The following is a 19733-nucleotide window of genomic DNA, read 5'->3' as shown; positions in this document are numbered from 1 at the left end:
ACGCTCAGGCGGCTTCTAACGTCACAATCCTGATGAATGTTACAATCCGTGCTCAGCAATATAAATCCTTGGAATTTTGCAAAATGCCGCAGAAACAATACGGGCAGCTTTCGCTGCCCGTATTGTTATTATCCGTATAGTGATCCGGCTCAGAACTTGCCGATAAAATTCACAAACATGCCACGGTCATCAAGGCTCAGGTCACGCAGATCATCCGAAAAGCGGCCGAAATTATAACCGGCACCAACTTTGAAATTCTCGCCCACATGACGATAAACCGCTGCCAGCGCACCAAAATCGGTAGTTTTGGCTTCCGGCATATGCATCACACGACCTTCAAGCAGCAGATCCCACTTTTTAACAACATGCAGATCGGCACGGATAACACCCAAATGGGCGGATGAACGCTGCCAATCCTTGTCAAATTTATGATCATTTTCTGCCGGACGGTATTTCACGTCACCAATACGGAAACCATATTTGGCACCGACTGAAAGCCACGGCACCAGATCATAAGTAAAGTCTGCCGACAGAATATGGCTGCGCTGTGCAGGCGCATAGCGATAGTTGGAAACACCGCTGCCCAGCTGACCATTGCCCGGCATGTCATAGAGCCAGCTATATTTGAACAGCGCGTTCAGGCGGTCATTTTCCACCGGACGATAGGCATAACCGAATGAGGCTTCGACATAATCCGTGTTCTGGAACGAAGTGACATCCGATTTCGTATCCGAGAGAACCGCATCCACACTGACCAGTGCACGCCAGTCCGGATTGGTTTTCCATGAATAGGCACCAGCCAACAGATAGGTGTTCTGGTCACGGGTATGATCGTCTGAGCGCTCGACACGCACTTCACCACGCAAACGACCGGTAATGCCGCGCTCCTCGTCCTTATAACCGATGGCCAGCGACGGCGCATAACGGTCAAAGTCAGAATATTCAACGCCAGAGGAATTTGTGGTGTTGTCGCGGACACGCCCGCCTTCAAAACCACCGTCAAATGTCCAGACATTATCCGGCGTATAGACCACACCATAAGTGTGTGTCAGCGCGCTGCGTACACCAAACAAGTCATAATTGCCTTCCGAATAGGCCGAAAGCACATCATTCATACGGCGCTTCACACCGCCGACAATGGCACCCTTATCACGGCCGATCAGATCATAGCTGCGATTGAGATCAAAGGCTCTGTCCGGATCAAGACGGTAACCGACATAGTAATGGTCGTCGGCATTCGGATCATAGGTCAGAGCGGCCAGACCGCCGAGACCATTGGTGCCATAGGAGATCTCTGCCTGCGTGCCGATTGTATCGGTCAGTTTCAGTTCTGTACCAACACCGATACGATCATTACGTTTGATATCACCGGAGCGACCGGCTGTTACCTGCCCGAAGACATAATAAAGGTGATCGTCGTCCTGACGGTAATCAATACGCATACCTGTATCTACGCGGGAACCGTCATAGCCGGTTTTGCCTGAGCGGATCGCTGTCGGTGACATCAGTTCGGTGTAAGTCACACCAAATGACACTTTCCAATATTCGTCAATCTCATGGCTGACGGAGGTCTTGCCTTCACGCTTGATCTGACCGTCCGCATCCCAGAAATCATCATAGATGAGTTTCAGACGGGTTTTGTCCGTCACATCCAGATCGGCATGAGCACCCCAGAGGCGTTTATCGACACTGGTATTGTCGAAAAGACTGGAGAAACCGGCTTCTTTTTCTTCATAATAGCCGCCGATTTTGCCCTGCACGCCGTCTTCCTGAATGTCGGCCAGATCAATCTGACCTTTCAGGCGCAATGCCAGAGCAGTGCGACCTTTATTACCTGTCGCAAGGGTGTTGCTATTGGTCAGACCACCATCAGTGGAGCGGGTAAAGCCAAAGCCCTGCCCGTCAGAACCGGCCACTTCTCCCTCGATGAAAGTGGTGTCGGAATGGCGCACACGAATATCAACGCCTCCGGCCTTCTGATCAGCAGTGCCCGTGGTTTCCTGATAGCCGGTCACCCCCACACGCACATTTTCATTCAGCCATTGCTGGCCACGGCCACCAAGGCTGTAGCCGTCGAGATCACCGGCAACCGGTTCAAACTCATATTGTGCCAGCACATAGGTTTTGTTGCCGCCCAATGCACCGTCACGCACCGGATCAGATGTACCGGCAGAGGATGAAAGCGGACGGTTGAGGATCAGCACGCCCTGCATATAATCAAAGCGGTAATCTTCTCCGGCTCTGAGTGTGCGGCGTTCAATAACACGACCGGTTACTGAATCGCGGAACTCAACCGTAATGGTTTCAGAACCTTCAACAATATTCTGGCGGCGCATGAAATAAGCCGAACCACCGGTTGCCAGATATTCCTCATATTGCGGCAATGTATCCGGTTGGGCAGCATATAAATCAATTTCGGTTTTACGCTCGCCAAAGCTTGTTGTTTCTTCCGAACGGTAAATGCCCTGCGCACCATAAAGCGCTCGGTCAGAGCGCATGAACTCTGTGCCGGTGATGCGGGTTTTGAAATTACCCCATACTGCACGGCTGTCACCATGCTCTAAACGGACATAGAATTTACCATTGGTCGGTGCATCTTCCAGAAAAGTGGAGTCGTCACCATAGACCGGATAATAATCATCCGGATCGAGCTTGCGCAGCAGATGACGCGGGTTCTGCTTGCCGAAATTACGGAACATCTTATCGAGTTCGTCATCGGTTGTGTCAGCAGCAGCCGTCAGCAGATACTCGCCTTTGATTTTACCTTTAAGATAAAATGCCAGACGGCCATTAGTCGTGGTGCTGTCATATTCACCCGGACGCACAGCTTCAATACCGCTGTCGCCGTTGCGCTTGCGAAGCGTAATGTCGGCCAAACCGACATAGAACCAGTCATTATCCGGAATATTAATATCGCGGTTAAAGGCCAGACCGTCGCCCTTCAACCCGTCATTAATGCCGACATCAATATCGTGATCGCCGGGACGCAAAATGCGCTGCACCACAAATTTCTGCTGGCCGTCAACCGGAATGGTTTCGCCAAAAGCTTTGACCTTATAGCCATCCGGTACATTGGTGCCATGAACTGTTACCGCACCGCCCTGCACACGAATATTGCGGAGTGCAGTTCTGTCTTCGCCCATACCCGGTGCAACAGCTTCCGCACGATCGCCCAGAATGTCTTTCTTTTCGCTACGGCGCAAAGTCAGCGCTTCGGTTTCATCAAACCGGCCTTTTTCATCATAAACGCGCAGTACATAGGTATATTCACGCTCATCGGCTTGTGCCGGCATCACCCATTGCGCTTTGGCATTGGTTTTCACCGGTACAACGGCTACCGGTTTATCCACCGATTTACCTTCACCGATTGCGAAAATACGGATTTCCGAACGCTCAATAAAAGCCGGATAGTTGGTGGTTGCCAGAAACTCTACAGTTTCATTGGCGCTGTAGCTGCGACGCACCGGCATGGTGGAAACATTGAGGATCGGCGATGCATCCAGACCATCAAATTTGATCTGAATGTCAACGCTGCTTAAATCCACATCGGTTTTACGCTCACGATCAATCTGACGTGGTGCTTGCGCTGTTGGTTTGGAGGCACTGGTTTCAACCGTGTCACCATCCACACTGATCATAAATGGAATATTGCCCGCATCGGCAGCAATACCTTTTTCGGTATTTTCGCCGATTGTCAGATGACGCAGCGAGCTGTCATCCGACATTTTACCGCGCAAATCTGAGCCTTCAGTGGTTTCAGTCTTGGTTTGCGCCAAGACTGAAACGGTTGAGAAATGGCCTGCCATCAGCGTGGAACTGGCCAGAAGAGCGAGGCGGGAGAAAGAACCGAGTTTGAACTGAGACATTTTCATAACCTTAAATTGCGTGGCGGTTTTCACTGAGCGGCTCATTTGCTCACCTCCACGCGTGTCTCGATTTCAAGCGGGTAGTTATCTCCTTTGCGCTTCCACAGATCAGCGATCTGCTTGCGAACATGTTTCATACGTTGTTTGGCCAGCGACTGCTCATTGCCTGCCATTTTGTAGCTCAGACGCAGAACCGAGATTTCCTGTTTCAGGATTTCCACGAGTTGCGGCAGGTTGTCAGCCCACTGCTTTTTCAGCTCGACGCGGTTTGCTTCAAAAGCTGCATCCTGAAGGTCAAGACGAACAACACGGCTGATCGATGCACCAAAGTTCAGCTTGGTCATTTTACCGGCAGTCAGACGGACAACACGCGGGTTTTCAGTCGTCAGACGGTAGCCTGTTGGCAGCGTGCGGTTATCAAGCTTCATGATGAAATTGGAACCGATGCGCTGATCCGGCATCGCCGCACAAGGCACATGGAAACGACCATATTCGTCCGTTGTGATCAGCCAGCCTTTAACGGTTGCAACACGCACACCGGCCAGACCTTTTTCGCCTTCGTCCTGATAACCATTGCGGTTCTTGTCATCAAAGACAGTGCCGATGATTTCACCACAGTCGAAAACAGGTTCAGACATGATCTCGACAATCGCCTGTGCATCAGGTGCAACCGGCTTGCCGTCCTTGTCCGTTACGGTGGCAATATTGATATGCTTGCCGGGACCTGCCGAGCTCAGAACCAGCAGTTCAAGACGGATCTCGATCGTGCTGTTTGCGCCCATCGGCTGTCTATCAAAGCTGAGACGACGACCACTGATCTCCGGCTCAGTTTTTTCACCATTTACAGTAGCCGTTCCTTCAACATAGCGGAAACCGGAAGGCATAGTATCGATGATATTCAGCAAACCTACATTGCTCGACGAAGTGTTCTCGACCTTAATGATGTAAGGTACGCGATCACCACGACGAACCTGATGTAACAATGCCTGTTTGGTAATTGTTACCAAAGACGGTTCTGTGGCAGGCAGATTGACTTTTGCCGGATCTTCCTCGGATTCATATGGCTTACCGTTACGCTGCTCACCTTTGGCAAAAGCGGTATTGGTCACCATATCCGGAATACCGGCCGCTGCATCAATATCCGCCTGTGACAGCACATAAGTGGCCGTAAAAGTCTGGTGATCGTTTGGCTTCAATGTCACTGATGTAGGTGTAATGGCAGACAGCTTATTGGTGCCGCGCTGACCAGCAAAAAGCGGACCTTCATCCTGCACAGTCACATTGTTGAGCAGCGCATTACCGACATTCTTTACCTCGAAACTATATTCAATGGTTTCGCCAACTTCAGGATAGCCATTACCGTTAGCATCATTCCAATAACCGCTTTTCTTAATCGTCAATTCAGGCAGCGGAGGCATAACCGGCACAATAGTCGGCTCATCTGTATCCACTGTCGGGCCTGAAGGATCTTCAATGTCTTTCGGGGTAGTCGGATCGCCATAGGTACCCTTCACTGTTGCCTGATTAACAACCTTTTCGGCATCAATATCCGCTTCAGTAATGGCGTAAGTGGCTGTGAATACCTGCTGCTCACCCGGCTGCATTGTGCCAATGGTAAAGCTGTTTGGTGTGATACCTGCCAATGGATCATTCAGAACCACATTATTCAGCACCATATTACCGGTATTATGGACAGTGAATGTATATTCAATTTCCTGTCCGGCTTCTGCCGGTTCGGTCAGCTTGGAGTTCGCTTCCTTGACAACAGCAATACCCGGCTTCTGCTCCAGCGGAACTTTAATTTCCTCTGAAACATCCGGTGTTACCGGTTTTTTGGTCTTATCGGCAGGGTCAACATAGTCACCGGTAACAGTGGCCTGATTGACGACTTCACCTTTTTCAATATCGGCTTGTGTGACTTTATAAGTTGCTGTCAGCGTGACCGCATTCGCATCCCCCGGCAACAATGTCGCAATGGTGAAAGGCATATCCGGCACGAGACCAACAAGCGGATCTTCCACAATGACATTGGTCAGTGTCAGATTGCCTGTATTGGTGACGAGGAAGGAATAGGTGATGACTTCACCCACCTGTGTCGGTGAAGAAAAAGCATGGGTTTCCGATTTGACAATCGTCACCGATGCCGAGGTTTCCAACTCCACAACGGTTTTATCGTCATTCGTCAGATCAGTACCGGAAATATCGGTTACGTCATCCGGCATACCGTTTACACTTGAGCCGAATACCTGTGCCGTGTTGGCAAAAACACCTGCATCAATATCAGACTGTTTCAATGCATAGGTTGCAGTGAACGCATCCGTGTTAACTTCACCCGGCTCCAACGGACCAGTCCAGCCGGACTGATTGACGACCTGCACATCGGTAACCAGATCAACAATGCGGATCTTTTCCAGAGTCACATTGCCGGTATTGTGAACGGCAAAGTTGAACTTGATAACGTCACCAGCCTTAGCAGGCTTCGGCAATGAAGAGGCTTCAAGTGTTTTGACCAGCTTGATGGAAGGATCACGATCCAGTGGTGTATCGGTGCTGCTGTCATCCGTTACCGGTGTCTTGTCACCGTACTCAGGAATACCCTTAACATCGGCGGTGTTTTCAACCTTACCGGCATTAATATCGGCAACCTTCAGCTTATAAGTACCGTAAACAACAGTCTGAACTTCCGCGTCATTGTCTTTAGCAGCGTTGACCGGCTGCAAAGTCAATGTTTCCAGACGTGTCAGATCAGCAGCATCAATAACAACACCCTCGAGATGATCGGTCAGAACCAGACTATTAAGCGCGACGTTACCGGTATTGCGGATAGTGAAGCTGTAGCGAAGTTCATCACCGATCTTTGCCGGATTGCTCAGACCATCAAGAATAGCCACCTTCTCAAGGCTGATCGAAGGCTTATGTGCAAGCGGCGTTACAACTTCATTAGAATCCACCGGCGGTTGCGGGCCAGTCGGGTCTTCAAAATCAGCCTTGGCAGTGTTGACCACCTGACCATCATTCAGATGGTTCTGCTGGATCGGTGCTTTAACCGTAAATGTACCACTTTCACCCGGTGCCAATGAAGCAAGAGATGCCGGTGCGATAACTGCACCCACCAGCGGATCGCTGACTTTGATATTATAGAGAGTGACATTGCCCTCGTTGGTCGCTGTCACAGTCCATTCCAGCATATCACCGGCATAGGCTGGTTCCGGCACAACCGAGCTTAATGCCTTTACAAGCGTCAGCTTCGGATCACGGTAAGTCGGAACTTCTACTTCTGAAGGCGGTGTGGTGATCTTCTTGTCATCAGGACCATAAGTGCCGGTGGCCAGTGCTTTATTGACGACTTTTCCGGCATTAATATCCTGCAATTTCAGCAGATAATAAGCCTCAACAGTCTTCGTTGCTTTCGGTGCAAGTGTACCGATGTTAAAGACACCGCTATCCACCACACCAGCCAATTCATCCGTAATCACTACATTGTTCAATGTCGTGTTACCGGTATTCTCGACGATGAATTCATAGGTGATCTTGTCACCGACAACTGACGGGGTCTTAACGTCTGACTGCTTCAGTTTCTTCTCAAATTTTAGAGAAGGTTCACTCAGCGGCAGGTCAAATTTGTCAGTTGAAGTAACCGTTTGCGGCGTGCCGCTAAAGTCACCCCAAGTACCTTCAGTCCTCGCTGTATTTTCCAGCGTACCATTATCAATATCTGTCTGTTTGACGACATAGGTCGCTTTAAAGGCCGTATCATTACTGGCACCAACGGCGAGTTCTGCAATCTTTGTATTCGCAGTCCAGACCAGACCAGTTTTCGGATCGGTTACAACCACATCAAAGAGCGGTGTTTTACCGGTATTGGTAACTTTGAATGTATACTCAATCACGTCACCGGCTGTAATCTCGCCAGTTCCGCCAATGCGCGCACCGGTTTTTTCCAGCTTAATCGCTGCTTCCGGCACAATATTAACAGTCGTCGGCACATTCCGGTTCGGATAGTTTTCACCACCGGCTCTGTTATCTGACTTGTCCGCAATGCCGGTTTTATCGGAATATTCACCGACTGCTGTAACGTCGGCCTGATTGGTCAGAACAAGCGGATTGGCTTTCCATGGTTTGTCAGGATTAACCCGCACGACTACAGTGGCAATCAGCGTTGCATTTGGCTGCAGCACGGCATTACCAACGATCAGCGTATTGGTTGCCCCATCAAAAGCAGACGACAAAGTGCCGCTGTTCGTGCTGACGGATGTAACTTTGTAGAACCCTGGCTGCGGAACATCGTCCGCTGATGGAGAACCAAAATTCTGTGCGCCACCATTCAGAACATCCGTCAGCGTGATGTCTTTCAACGGTTCCTGACTGAGGTTTTTGGCCGTGAATGTATATGTGACAGTATAAGTACCATCACCCGCTGAAACAGGTGCATTGGCTACCTTGCTCAGGCCAACCGAAGGCGTGACGTGGAGTGTGAAGTTATTTTCAATACTCTTGGAATCTTTTTCAATGACAACCGAACCAAGGGTTGTGTTGTTCACTGATGAGGTCTTGCTATCATTATAATCATTGGTACCAGACACAGAAACACCGGTCTGGTATTTGCTGCTGTCCGGCACATTGCTGTAGCTGACCTGATATTCACCGGCAGGAACGCCTGTGAAATTATAATTACCATTGCTATCCGTGATTACTGTAAAAGTAAGCTTCTCATTATCATGCTTGGCAATACCAGTCAGAGTAACGGTCACACCGTCGACGCCGGTATCCATACCAGTATTGAAATCAGCTTTTTCGTTGAAATCGACGAAGATTTTACCGCTTACCGAACCACCGAGAACAGTTTTAACACTATCGCTAGATGTATTATTCGCTGAGTTTTTGTCAAAAGATTTTGTCGTGACAGAAGCGGCATTGGTCATTGCCTCTGCCTTCATATCTATAATCTTGGTGGTAAGTTTAATGACTGTTTTTTCCGCCGGTTCTATATCACCGAGTTCACATCTGATCTGACGTGTACCGATAACACCGAGACACGAACCACCTTTACCGCTGGTAATCTCAGGAACTTCAGTCAGCACCATACCTTCCGGCAAAGTGTCTGTGAGAATAACATCTTCAGCAACCTCAAGGCCGTCACCTGACAGGCTTTCAACCGTAAGCGTCCAAGTAAAACTTTCACGCAAGTCAACAATTTTTTTATCAGCTGTTTTAATAACGCTGACATCGGACTTCACACGAACAGTGGTTGTTTCATCATCCGCATTATTAGCCGGATTACGGTCATAGTTTTTCGCTGTTTCGTCAGAAGTTATTACAACTTTGTTCTGATAAGTGCCGCGTACAAAAGACTTCATTTGGACTTTGAACTGCACTTCAGTACCGGCTTTAAGCACCGGAATAGAACAAGTAAGCGTACCGCCTGCCTGACCAGCATTCACATTTGGTGGTAAACAGGTAAGGCCTGCCGACTGACCCTCTACTTTATCATAGGAAAAACCGGACGCCGGAAATGTATCAACAATATTGACATTATACGCATCCGACGGGCCATCATTTTTGGCTACAATCAGATAAGTTGTATTGGTGCCTTTTTCGACCGGATCATGTTGCTTGCCATCAACCGTATCGGTTTTGGTCACCAAAAGATCAAGCGCAGGTGCAAGGATTTTCACCTTAACGCTGGCAGCATTGTTGGTCTTGTCTGTTTCTTCAGTCGTGGTGCTGACCGTTGCATTATTGACAAGCTCATCTCCAACCTGACCGGTCGAAGGCTTAACTTCAATAGCCACTTCTTTCTGGGTGCCGTTTTCGAGACGCGCCCATGTACAGGTGATGGTGTTATTGGCGGAAGTGACGACCTCACCTTCCTTGAGGCTTGTCGAACAGATTGCGCCATTTTCGGTAATACCAACGAAACGAACACCGACTGGCAACTTATCTTCAATAACAACATTGTCCGCACCACTCAGACCATTATCATTGACACGGGCAGCAATGGTATAAACCAGCCCCTGACCTGCGGCTGCACCAAGTGCCTGTGACGGGCTGGATTTCAGAACAGTAACATCCGTTACCGGTGCAACAGTGTAATCAACAAAGGAAGAATTATTGTTCTGATTTGCATCCGGAACTTTGGTGGAGAAAACATGCGCCGTATTGCGCTGCGTGCCTTCTTTACCCGCAAAAGCACTAATTTTAACAATAGGGCAATCTTTGCCCGACACACAAACCGGCAAGGTTGCAATGTCGCATTTCAGATTGACATGATAGGCACCGCTCGGCGGTGCCGTACACACCATGCCGCTTGCACTGCCCTTCTGCACATCAAGGGTAACAACCGCCTTATCGCCCAGTGCGCCTGCAACAATATTCTCAATACGATCATCCATGACAACCGAGGTTGCCACTGCGTCACCATGATTGATGATTTCGATAGCAAACTCGATTTTTTCACCGGCTTTTACAGCCGATTTGCCGATGACGGACTTTTTGACTTCCAGATCAGCCAGAGTTTTGTCGTCTTCGGAACCCGCATTACCGCCAACATGAACTTTATTATTTGTTAAATCGACGTCTGTAATATTATCCGGCAGCGAAACGGTCATACCGTTGTTAAATGTGCCGCTTTTGGTCATTTTGACCTTCAGCCTGATCGGGGCGGTATAGGCACCAACGCCAAGCGGATTATCTTTTGTGTACTGGTTTGTTTTACAAACAACATCGGCCTCACCCGGGACAGAAGCCGGAGTACAAGACCAACCATCAGGCGTATCTGCCGATACCATCATCATGCCCTCAGGCAGATGATCTGTTATCGTCAGTTCGCCAGCGAAAGCGGCATTTCCAATATTGCTGCTTCTGAGAACATATTCATATTCTTGACCAACGATGAGCAAACCATGCTCAGGGCCGGATTTGTGCGCCTTTAAATCAATCGCCGGATCAACAATGCTCGCGCCGCCGTCATCAGTGGTATTGTTACCAATATAATCAGGGTCTTCATTTTTAGATGTTATTGTCGCTTTATTGGTAACAGGCGCACCGGCTCCCTTACCGTCATGGGTTGCCTTAACAGCTGTAGTATTAATTTTGATCGGTGCTTTATAGTTGCTGCCAGCGGATTTGGTATATTCACACACCACTTCTCTGCCGGTTAAAGCACAAGCCCAACCGGTGCCGGCCAGATCTCCAAAACCAACAAATTCATAATTTTCCGGCAAAACATCTTTGATAACCGCTTGTGAAGGCTCATCACCGGCAACCTGTGGCGTCAAAGTAAATTCAACCGGAGAACCGGTTAGGAGAAGACCTTGCGGGGAGCGCACCTTGCTCAGACTCACATCCGTACCGGCAAGAACCTTCATATTTGCAAGTGCTTTATTATTTTCAACGTCCGGATCGAGTGGTGAGTTTGCAATCACCTCAGCCGCAATCAGAATGTTAGAGCTGTTTCCGACTGTTACCTGTCCGGAAAAGCCAAAATCCAGAGACTGGCCTGGTTCAATTTCCTGTTTGATTTCACAAGTGACAATATTGCCCGACAATGTGCAGCCATTTTCCATCGGCTGGTCCATCACAACACCTGCAGGGACAGGGAAGGTAAGTGTTGAACCCTTTGACGGATACGGGCCTTCATTTTTAACAGTCGCGGTAAAGTTAACTTTGCCACCGCCCTTAACTTCAGCAGGAGCATTCAATGTCAGGGCTAAGTCAGCGCCTTTGTTAACAGTAATGCTGCGGTTCTGCTCAGCGCCGTTCTTGGCAATTTTACCATTAAAAACGACAACACCCTCTTTCTGAGGGCTCAAACGGATTTTAGCGGTTACGCTTTCCTGCGGCTGAAGTATACGCACTTCACAGGTAATTATCGCATCGTTAGTCAGCTCTACGCCAATGGCAGGCATTGGGGCGCAACCGCTGAAAACGTCCTTATCAACATCAAGGCCGTAAAACTTAACCGATGCTGGGATCGTAAATGCAACGCTCGTCGGCGTGGTCGGGAAATTATCACTGTTATTTACAGTCGCCGCAAACTCAATCTCAGTACCGGCCGCCAGCGGACTTTGTTTGTCAGCATTAATATTGAGTGTCCAGCCTGTTACGCTTTGCGCATAAACGCCAGACAGAGAGTTGAACATGGCAAAAACCGCCATGATAAACACTGTAAATAACCGTTTCATTTCGTCCCTAAAACCTATGCTTACACATCGGTCGGGACATAAAAGAAAGCGCTGCTCACCCGTGTTTAACAAAAACACAAGCGCGCAGAATCAATTACCCGCGAACTGAAAGTTCGCGGGTAATTAAAACATATTCGATTAGGCCCCCACCTTGATGAGGGGCACTACATGATTCGAAATAGTTAACCAATAATTAATTGATATTTTTGAATAATTTTTCCATGGCGTGACTCTTAAGCACAAAAACGAACCTAAATGGAAGTTCTGTTGCATGGGAGATCGATCTCGCAAAGAACGCGATCATCCGCGACAAACGAATGGTTGGCGCAAAAGATAACGAACAGTACACTGCTGATTGAAACCACCCTGCTCAACCCCGCCAATGCTATCAGGGCGTAAACCGCCCTCCCCGCATATAGTCTTAAGGGCTGCTGTTTTGCGAGCAGGTATTCTCAGGCTTGCAGACAAGTCCCGTCTGCGCCAGCAGATCAGCCACCCCGTCACGGGCACCCAGCCCCTCGGGATCACATAAATATTCCATGTGATCACTCAAATATCCGGCCATTGGTGCGCGCCAGTCCGGTGACGTTTCGACCATCTGCTCAGCCGTATAAAGCAGATATTCGACATATGCCCCGTAAGCGGTGAGTTCTGTTTTCTTGTTGATCGAACAATAATCAGCATGCGCCAGTTCTGGCTTTTGCACCGTCAGGTTCAGAAATTCTCGATATATTTCGCGCGCGGTCTGATCCCGCTGTATCAGATCGGCCTGACCGACCTGATACGGAATAATAATCAGTGCTGAAAGCGCGGCAAAGGCCGTAGCAATTCCGCCCAAAGCGGCCAAGGGTTCAGTATTGCGCCGTAACCAGTTCCACATATTCAGACCTTGGGTTGTTCATGAGTTGCACAGTGGATACCACCGCCAACCTCCCCTACCGGATCGATATTTAATGTAACAATCTCGCGGCCGGGATATAATTTGCCAAGTATAGCAGCAGCCTGTTCGTCGGCCTCACGGTCTCCGAACTCAGCAGCAATCACCCCGCCGTTACAAACATAATAATTCACATAAGAAGACACAAAATCGCGGCTCTTCGAACGAATATCGTATGGCTCCGGCAAAATAACCATGTCCAGTTTACGCCCTTCGGCATCAGTCGCTGCGGCCAGAATGTCATGCGTCTCGAAGGAGGCAACCGACCATGGGTCTTCGGCGTCAATTTCATCACCCATCTGGATCAGCAATTGTCCCGGCTTAACGAAACGGGCAAGCGCATCAATATGATAATCGGTAATATCTGCGCCAATAATTCCGGGTGCCCAGATCATCTTGCGCGCACCCATCGTATCCAGCAGCATCTTCTCAATTTCAGCTTTACTGCCCCGATTGCGATTGGCATTGACGAAGCTGCTTTCGTGAGCGATCAGCGTGCCGTGGCCATCGGTTTCAACGCCGCCCGCTTCCCCGACCAGACCTGCATCAAAAACCTGCAAGCCTAATCGTTCGGCTATCTGTGCAGCGATCTTACCGTCTGCGCTGTGGGTCTGCTTGTTCCCCCAACCATTAAAATTAAACTGTGTGACGGCCAGTCCGCCTTTTCCATCGACGACAAATGAAGGGCCGGAATCGCGACACCATAAATCGTCAGTCGGAATGTCCCATAGCTCTACTTTCTGCGATACCAGCTTGCGAACAGCACCGTGATGTTTCGCTGCAGCCAGCATCACAACCGGCTCAAACTCTGCGATCGTATTGGCGATTTTCGCAATCGTTTTCTGAATATCATCAAGAAAATCAGGATCATCATAGACAACAGGATTAACCGGCCACTGCATGAAAGTGCGCTCATGCGGTTCTGTTTCTTCCGGATACCAAAATCCCGCAGCACGCGCTGATGTACCTTCCGCCTGCCCCCGACGCGCTTGCATCGACAGACCAACGGCAGCGGCGGCAGCACCCAGTAAAGTTTGACGGCGTGTCATCATCTTATCACCATGAAAATAAAAAAGGAAAATCGATATTTTAGAATATATTTACATAAAGTAGAGCACCCTTAAGCGCTGTCAACGGATGTTGAACACATTCACGCATATTGCAGGGATATTTTTTGACACTGTATCCGGTTCAATGCCGCATTATTGGCGAGAGATGACGCGGTGACAGTTAAAAGCACATCATATTTTTACGTCAGATTGTCGTGATAAAACAGTAACGAGGCAATGAATGTCAAAGCACCGATCATAGCCAGAATAACAAGCCGGCGTGCTGTAACCGGCTTTTTTACGCATTGGCTGGCAATCAGCAGAATAACTGACCAGAGACAAGTAAAAAGCAGCAGGCACAGCGTGTAAACAAATCCGGACAGGTCATATCCGCCACCGCCGATTGACGGATATTGCGGGGGTGCAGGATTGAGCAACAAATTTAAAAAGGCTGTGACAAGTATAAAGAATGCCAGAAGACTGAAAAACACCGTATTTCTCAATAGCATCCCCTTATTCCAGATATTCAACGCGGCTGTATAACCGCGTTGAATATACTCGCAGGTATCACGCGTCTAGGCCAGCTTCGGAATGGCATCGAGCAGCATCTTTGTATAAGGCTGTTGCGGGGCTTCGAAAATTGTCTCAGCCATGCCTTCTTCAACAATCTTGCCGTGATGCATAACGATAATGCGGTCACAGAGGTGACGCACAACGGACAAGTCATGGCTGATGAACAGCAATGTCAGGTTCAGCTCTTTGCGCAATCGCAGGAGCAAATTGAGAATTTGCGCCTGAATGGACACATCAAGTGAAGCCACCGGCTCATCGCAGACAATCACTTCCGGTTTCATCGCCAAAGCACGGGCAATGGCAATACGCTGCCGCTGACCGCCGGAAAACTGATGCGGATAACGGTCTGCAAAAGCCGGATCAAGGCTCACTGCTTTCAGCCACTGTGCTACATAGGCACGGGCTTCACTTTTAGTGGTCAGACCATGAGCAATGGGGCCTTCAGCAATGGACTGGCCGATGGTGCGGCGCGGATCAAGCGACGCAAACGGATCCTGAAAGATCATCTGGATTTTAGTCGTCAGTTTGCGTCCGTGTACATGGTCAGACATGACAGGCTGGCCGGATAGCCGAATTTCCCCCTCAGTTGGCTGATAAATCCCGCAGACCATGCGGCCGAGCGTTGATTTACCGGATCCGGATTCTCCGACCAGTCCCAGCGCCTCCCCTCGGGTAATGGTCAGATTGACATGATTGACGGCGACAACCGGTTTGCGTGATTTGAGCAGGCCGATTTTCTGACCAAGTCTGCCCCAAAAATCACTTTTCCATTCGAAGCGTTTGACCGCATTGCGAACGGTCACAAAATCCGGTTTGACTTCCGTTACCGATGTCGCGATTTGAAACGATGTTTCTTCTTCATCTGTCAGCTTGCCCAGCATTTGCCCCGGTTTGGAGCGGGATGGCAGAGCATCCAGCAGACCTTGTGTATAAGGATGGCTTGGTGCTTTCAGCACTTCAGAAGCGGGGCCGGTTTCGACAATTTTGCCCGATTTCATCACGGCAATACGTTTTGAAATTGAGGCAACTGTTGCCAGATCATGGCTGATCCAGATCATCGAAATGCCAAGCTCGGCGACCAGTGCTTTCACCTCGGTTAGAATTTCCGCCTGTACGGATACGTCAAGTGCTGTAGTCGGCTCATCCGCAATCACCACTTTCGGATTGTGCAGTAGTGCAATGGCGATTGCCACGCGCTGGCGCATACCACCGGAAAATTGATGCGGATAGAAATCAACCTTATGTTCCGGATCGACAATGCGTACTCGGCGAAGCGCTTCCACACAACGTTTACGCGCATCACTGTCCGAGATGGTTTCATGCGCGCGCAGTGCCAGTGTCATCTGATTGAGAACGGTCAGCACCGGATTGAGTGTCATCATCGGATCCTGAAAGACCATCGAGATTTCACGGCCGCGTAATTTGCGCAACTCGCTTTCGCTCAAACCGACAAGCTCACGGCCTTCCAGTTTGACGGAGCCTTGCGTAATGCGTCCCGGTTTGTCGATCAGCCCGATCAGAGAAAAACCGGTGATGGATTTACCGGAACCGGATTCACCCACTAGTCCCAGAATTTCCCCGCGGTCGAGATAGAAAGAAACACCATCGACAGATTTGACCGTAGCGGCACGGGTTTCGAAATGCGTATGCAGATCAATGACTTCAAGAAGATGAGCTGTCATTTGTTCAACCTCGGATTAAGCTGGTCGCGGATCTGATCGCCAACGAGATTGATCGCCATAATAAGAATGATCAGTGCAATGCCCGGATAAATCGAAATCCAGTAGCGGCCGGACAGCAAATATTGGAAGCCGTTGGAAATGAGCATACCAAGCGACGGTTCTGTCGGCGGCAGACCAACACCAAGGAATGACAGGGTTGCTTCCAAAGAAATTGCCGAGGCAACCTGTACTGTTGCCACAACAATGAGTGGTGGCATAGCATTGGGCAGGATATGACGGGTCACAATGAACCAGCCGCTCATCGGCACAGACAGTGCCGCCTCGACATAGTCTTTATGGCGTTCAGCAGAGGCTGCACCATGAGCCGTACGCACAAAATAGGCATATTGTGAAAAGACCAGAGCGATAATCAGCTGGCTTTTGCCCTGCCCGAGAAGCGCAGCCACCACAAAGGCGAGCAAAATCGCCGGAAAGGAGAGCTGCAGATCGATGACGCGCATGATGAAAGCTTCAAAACGACCGCCGACATAGGCTGCTGTTGAACCGACCAATGCGCCAATGGCAAAGGCAATCGCACCGGCGAGCAGGCCCATTTCCAGTGAAATGCGCAAGCCGTAAAGAATAGCGGAGAAGAGATCGCGCCCCTGCCCGTCGGTTCCCAGAATATGGGTGTAACCGCCCTGACCGATATAGCCGGGTGCACGGCGTCCGTCCCGCAGCACAAGGCTGGAAAGATCATACGGATCCTGCGGTGCAATCAGCGGTGCGAAGACGGCCAGCAAGATAATGATCAGTACCACGAGGGCGGCAATGACCGGTACCGGATGGCGTTTAAACTCCGACCAGAATTGTAATGATCTGCTGTTGAGCAATGTCATTATTTGCCACCTCCCTGACGCATGCGCGGATCAAGCACGGCATAGGACAGATCCACAATCAGATTAATCGTGATGAAAAGCAGGGAAACCAGCATCAGATAGGCAACCATTACCGGTCGGTCGAGTGAGGTGATACTGTCAATGATCAGCTTGCCAAGACCCGGCCATGAATAAATTGTTTCGGTAACAACGGCAAAAGCAACGGTGGAGCCAAGTTCCAGACCAAAGACGGTCACAAGCGGAATAGAGATCAGGCGCAGCACATGGCGATGCAGAATTGTGCGCTCGTTAATACCGGCGGCACGGGCAAATTTAATCGTGTCAGTCAGCATGATTTCACGCGTGCCGGACGCTGCCAGACGGATCATCAGCGATAATTTGAATAGTGAGAGATTAATGGCGGGCAGTGCCAGATGATGAAGACCGTCAAGCGTGAGGAAGCTGACAGGAACGCCCAGCACGGAAACCGTGGCCCCGCGTCCGCCCGCAGGCATAATACCAAGCTGCACGGCAAAGACCATAATCAGCATCAGCCCGATCCAGAAAGTCGGAACGGAAAAGCCGAGAATAGACAGCGCCATAATGATTTTCGACGCCCAGCTGTCCGGCTTGTAACCGGCATAAATACCAAGCGGAATACCGATGAGACTGGCCATGAACACAGCAGTCAGCGCCAGTTCGGCAGTCGCAGGCAGGCGTGATGCGATCAGCTCGGAGACAGGCATATTATAGACGAAGGAGCGCCCCAAATCGCCATGAAGCAGATTGCTCATGAATTGCAGATATTGCTGCCATACCGGCAGGTCCAGCCCGTATTGGGCGATCACCCTGTCACGGATTTCCTGTGTCGCATCTGGTGAGATCAGCACATCGACAGGATTGCCGATGACAAAGACCCCCATAAACACCAATAGCGACATGACAAGCATCACCAATGCTGCCTGCCATAAGCGTCTGACAATAAATGCAATCATCAGCTATGCTCCCCCAAAAGCGGATAACAGACAGTTTCCTCCCGCCGTATCCGCTTAACTATTTCTAACGCCGGACAGGATTTCTCCTGTCCGGAAATTTATGATTATCAGTGCCAGCCGTTTTCCAGTTCAAAGCGGGTTTCACGCACAGCAACATCCCAGATCGCCAGCATGTCAGCATCAGGACGTTCAAAAAGACCGTGATAATTGCCTTCGCAGCTCTCCAGCAGCGCACGTTTGCGACCGGCGTCAACGCGTGCCATGGCACCGAAATCAATGCGCTCTACCGCATGTTCCGGTTGCTGAACGCCTGCAAGACGTGTCCACGGAAAGTTTTCCATCCATGAGGCGTGCGAAGCGCGGCTGTCGATTTCCAGCACTTTGCCCATGGTTTGTGGTGCGCGCCACCAATCGTGCATTTTGACGCTGGCATCGCGGTTGCGGTTCAGCCACTCAGACACAACAGTACCGGCAGGCGCATTGCCGCCATGTCCGTTGACGATCAGAATACGGCGGAAACCGGCGTGGTAGATGCTGTCGAGAATATCTTCAATCACACCGATATAGGTGCGCAGGCTCAGGGATACTGTGCCCGGAAAATCGGCGAAACTGGATGCAAGACCATAAGGGAGCACGGGAAATACCGGTACATCCAGCGGCTCTGCGGCATCAAGCGATACTTTTTCCGCCAGGATCATATCAGTGCCAAGGCTGATGCGGGCATGTTGCTCAACGCTGCCGATCGGCAGGATGCAGCGATCGTCCTGTTTGACGCGCTCTTCAACCTGTGCCCAGTGCATGGCGTTAATATGCATGTGAAATTCCTCTCATTTCAAATGTGTTCCCGAGTCTGCGCTCATGGGTTTCTGAAAACTATTATCCATGAAAATATTTCGCATACAAGTTCCAATTGGAACAAAAATTACGTTTGACATCCTTAAAACAAGCTATATCTTGTTCTGAATGGAACTTAATTGCTAAACTGTCACGGGGAGAAGTGATGGAGGAACGCGTAGCAATCGCTCTGTTAGAGGGGCGCGCGGGGCGTAGCGAGGCGGCGGACAGCCGCATCAGCGAAAGCGATATTCTGCATACAAAATTATGGGAAAATCCGTGCTGGCTGTCCTTTCGGATCAACTATCTGGCACTGCATTATAACAATCCGATCTACGGGTTGATCGGTACTGATCATGATCTGCTGCGGCCGGAATTTGTGGTGCTGTATTCGCTGTTTCTGCGCGACCGCACGACTTTGTCCGAAGTGGTTGCCGGTTCCGGCTTTCCGAAAAACACACTGAGCCGCGCCACTAAAAAGCTGACCCGTCTGAAACTAGTGCAACGCGAGGGTGACAGTGATGACCTGCGCCGTGTGGTGCTGTGCCTGACCGATGAAGGGCGCGCCATTGTTGAAGCGAAAATGACGCCGATGCTGGAGCGGGAACGCCTGATGCTGGAAACACTTAGCCCTGCTGAGCGCATGATGCTTTCGGAATTGCTGACCAAGCTGGTGATCGCCTCCCGCGAATGGCCGGAAACAATTGCCTCCGATCTGCCGGAGCGTGATGAAGAGTTTGAACAAGACTAATAAATG

General features: G+C 50.0%; 10 protein-coding genes. 1 reads left to right on the top strand and 9 read right to left on the bottom strand.

The window, feature by feature from the left end; genetic code table 11:
- Nucleotides 1-149 precede the first annotated feature (149 nt).
- The 9 genes from LDL70_RS02385 to LDL70_RS02345 form a co-directional block, all read right to left on the bottom strand.
- Nucleotides 150-3911 carry a TonB-dependent receptor gene (locus LDL70_RS02385; protein ID WP_225686676.1) on the bottom strand — a complete coding sequence of 1254 codons (3762 nt, stop codon included), beginning with the start codon at nucleotides 3909-3911 and terminating at the stop codon, nucleotides 150-152.
- Nucleotides 3908-12049 (bottom strand): SdrD B-like domain-containing protein, encoded by an 8142-nt coding sequence (locus LDL70_RS02380; RefSeq protein WP_225686674.1) that lies wholly within the window; start codon nucleotides 12047-12049, stop codon nucleotides 3908-3910. The genes LDL70_RS02385 and LDL70_RS02380 overlap by 4 nt, the downstream gene beginning before the upstream one ends.
- Nucleotides 12050-12470: 421 nt before the next feature.
- Nucleotides 12471-12929 carry a hypothetical protein gene (locus LDL70_RS02375; RefSeq protein WP_225686667.1) on the bottom strand — a complete coding sequence of 153 codons (459 nt, stop codon included), beginning with the start codon at nucleotides 12927-12929 and terminating at the stop codon, nucleotides 12471-12473.
- Nucleotides 12930-12931: 2 nt separating this feature from the next.
- A complete protein-coding gene (locus tag LDL70_RS02370; protein ID WP_225686665.1) occupies nucleotides 12932-14038 on the bottom strand; it encodes an agmatine/peptidylarginine deiminase in 1107 nt (368 codons plus the stop codon).
- A 197-nt stretch (nucleotides 14039-14235) separates the two neighbouring features.
- Entirely contained in the window at nucleotides 14236-14538 is a 303-nt protein-coding gene (locus LDL70_RS02365) for a hypothetical protein (RefSeq protein ID WP_225686663.1), read from the bottom strand.
- Nucleotides 14539-14610: 72 nt separating this feature from the next.
- Nucleotides 14611-16290 carry an ABC transporter ATP-binding protein gene (locus LDL70_RS02360; RefSeq protein ID WP_225686654.1) on the bottom strand — a complete coding sequence of 560 codons (1680 nt, stop codon included), beginning with the start codon at nucleotides 16288-16290 and terminating at the stop codon, nucleotides 14611-14613.
- Nucleotides 16287-17168 (bottom strand): ABC transporter permease, encoded by an 882-nt coding sequence (locus LDL70_RS02355; RefSeq protein WP_225686652.1) that lies wholly within the window; start codon nucleotides 17166-17168, stop codon nucleotides 16287-16289. Before LDL70_RS02355 ends, LDL70_RS02360 begins: the two co-directional genes overlap by 4 nt.
- Nucleotides 17168-18142 (bottom strand): ABC transporter permease, encoded by a 975-nt coding sequence (locus LDL70_RS02350; protein ID WP_225686651.1) that lies wholly within the window; start codon nucleotides 18140-18142, stop codon nucleotides 17168-17170. The genes LDL70_RS02355 and LDL70_RS02350 overlap by 1 nt, the downstream gene beginning before the upstream one ends.
- 107 nt (nucleotides 18143-18249) lie before the next feature.
- On the bottom strand, nucleotides 18250-18957 hold the full coding sequence (locus tag LDL70_RS02345; RefSeq protein WP_225686649.1) for a creatininase family protein: 708 nt from the start codon (nucleotides 18955-18957) through the stop codon (nucleotides 18250-18252).
- A gap of 185 nt (nucleotides 18958-19142) precedes the next feature.
- On the opposite strand from LDL70_RS02345, the gene LDL70_RS02340 reads away from it, so the two are divergent.
- Nucleotides 19143-19727, top strand: coding sequence for a MarR family winged helix-turn-helix transcriptional regulator (locus LDL70_RS02340; RefSeq protein WP_225686647.1), 585 nt, complete (start codon nucleotides 19143-19145; stop codon nucleotides 19725-19727).
- The last annotated feature ends 6 nt before the right edge of the window (nucleotides 19728-19733 follow it).

The organism is Pseudochrobactrum sp. XF203 (genome assembly GCF_020341615.1).
Classification (GTDB): domain Bacteria; phylum Pseudomonadota; class Alphaproteobacteria; order Rhizobiales; family Rhizobiaceae; genus Pseudochrobactrum; species Pseudochrobactrum saccharolyticum.
The sequence above is the reverse complement of the archived record's forward strand: the minus strand, read 5'-3'. Positions and strand labels throughout refer to the sequence as shown.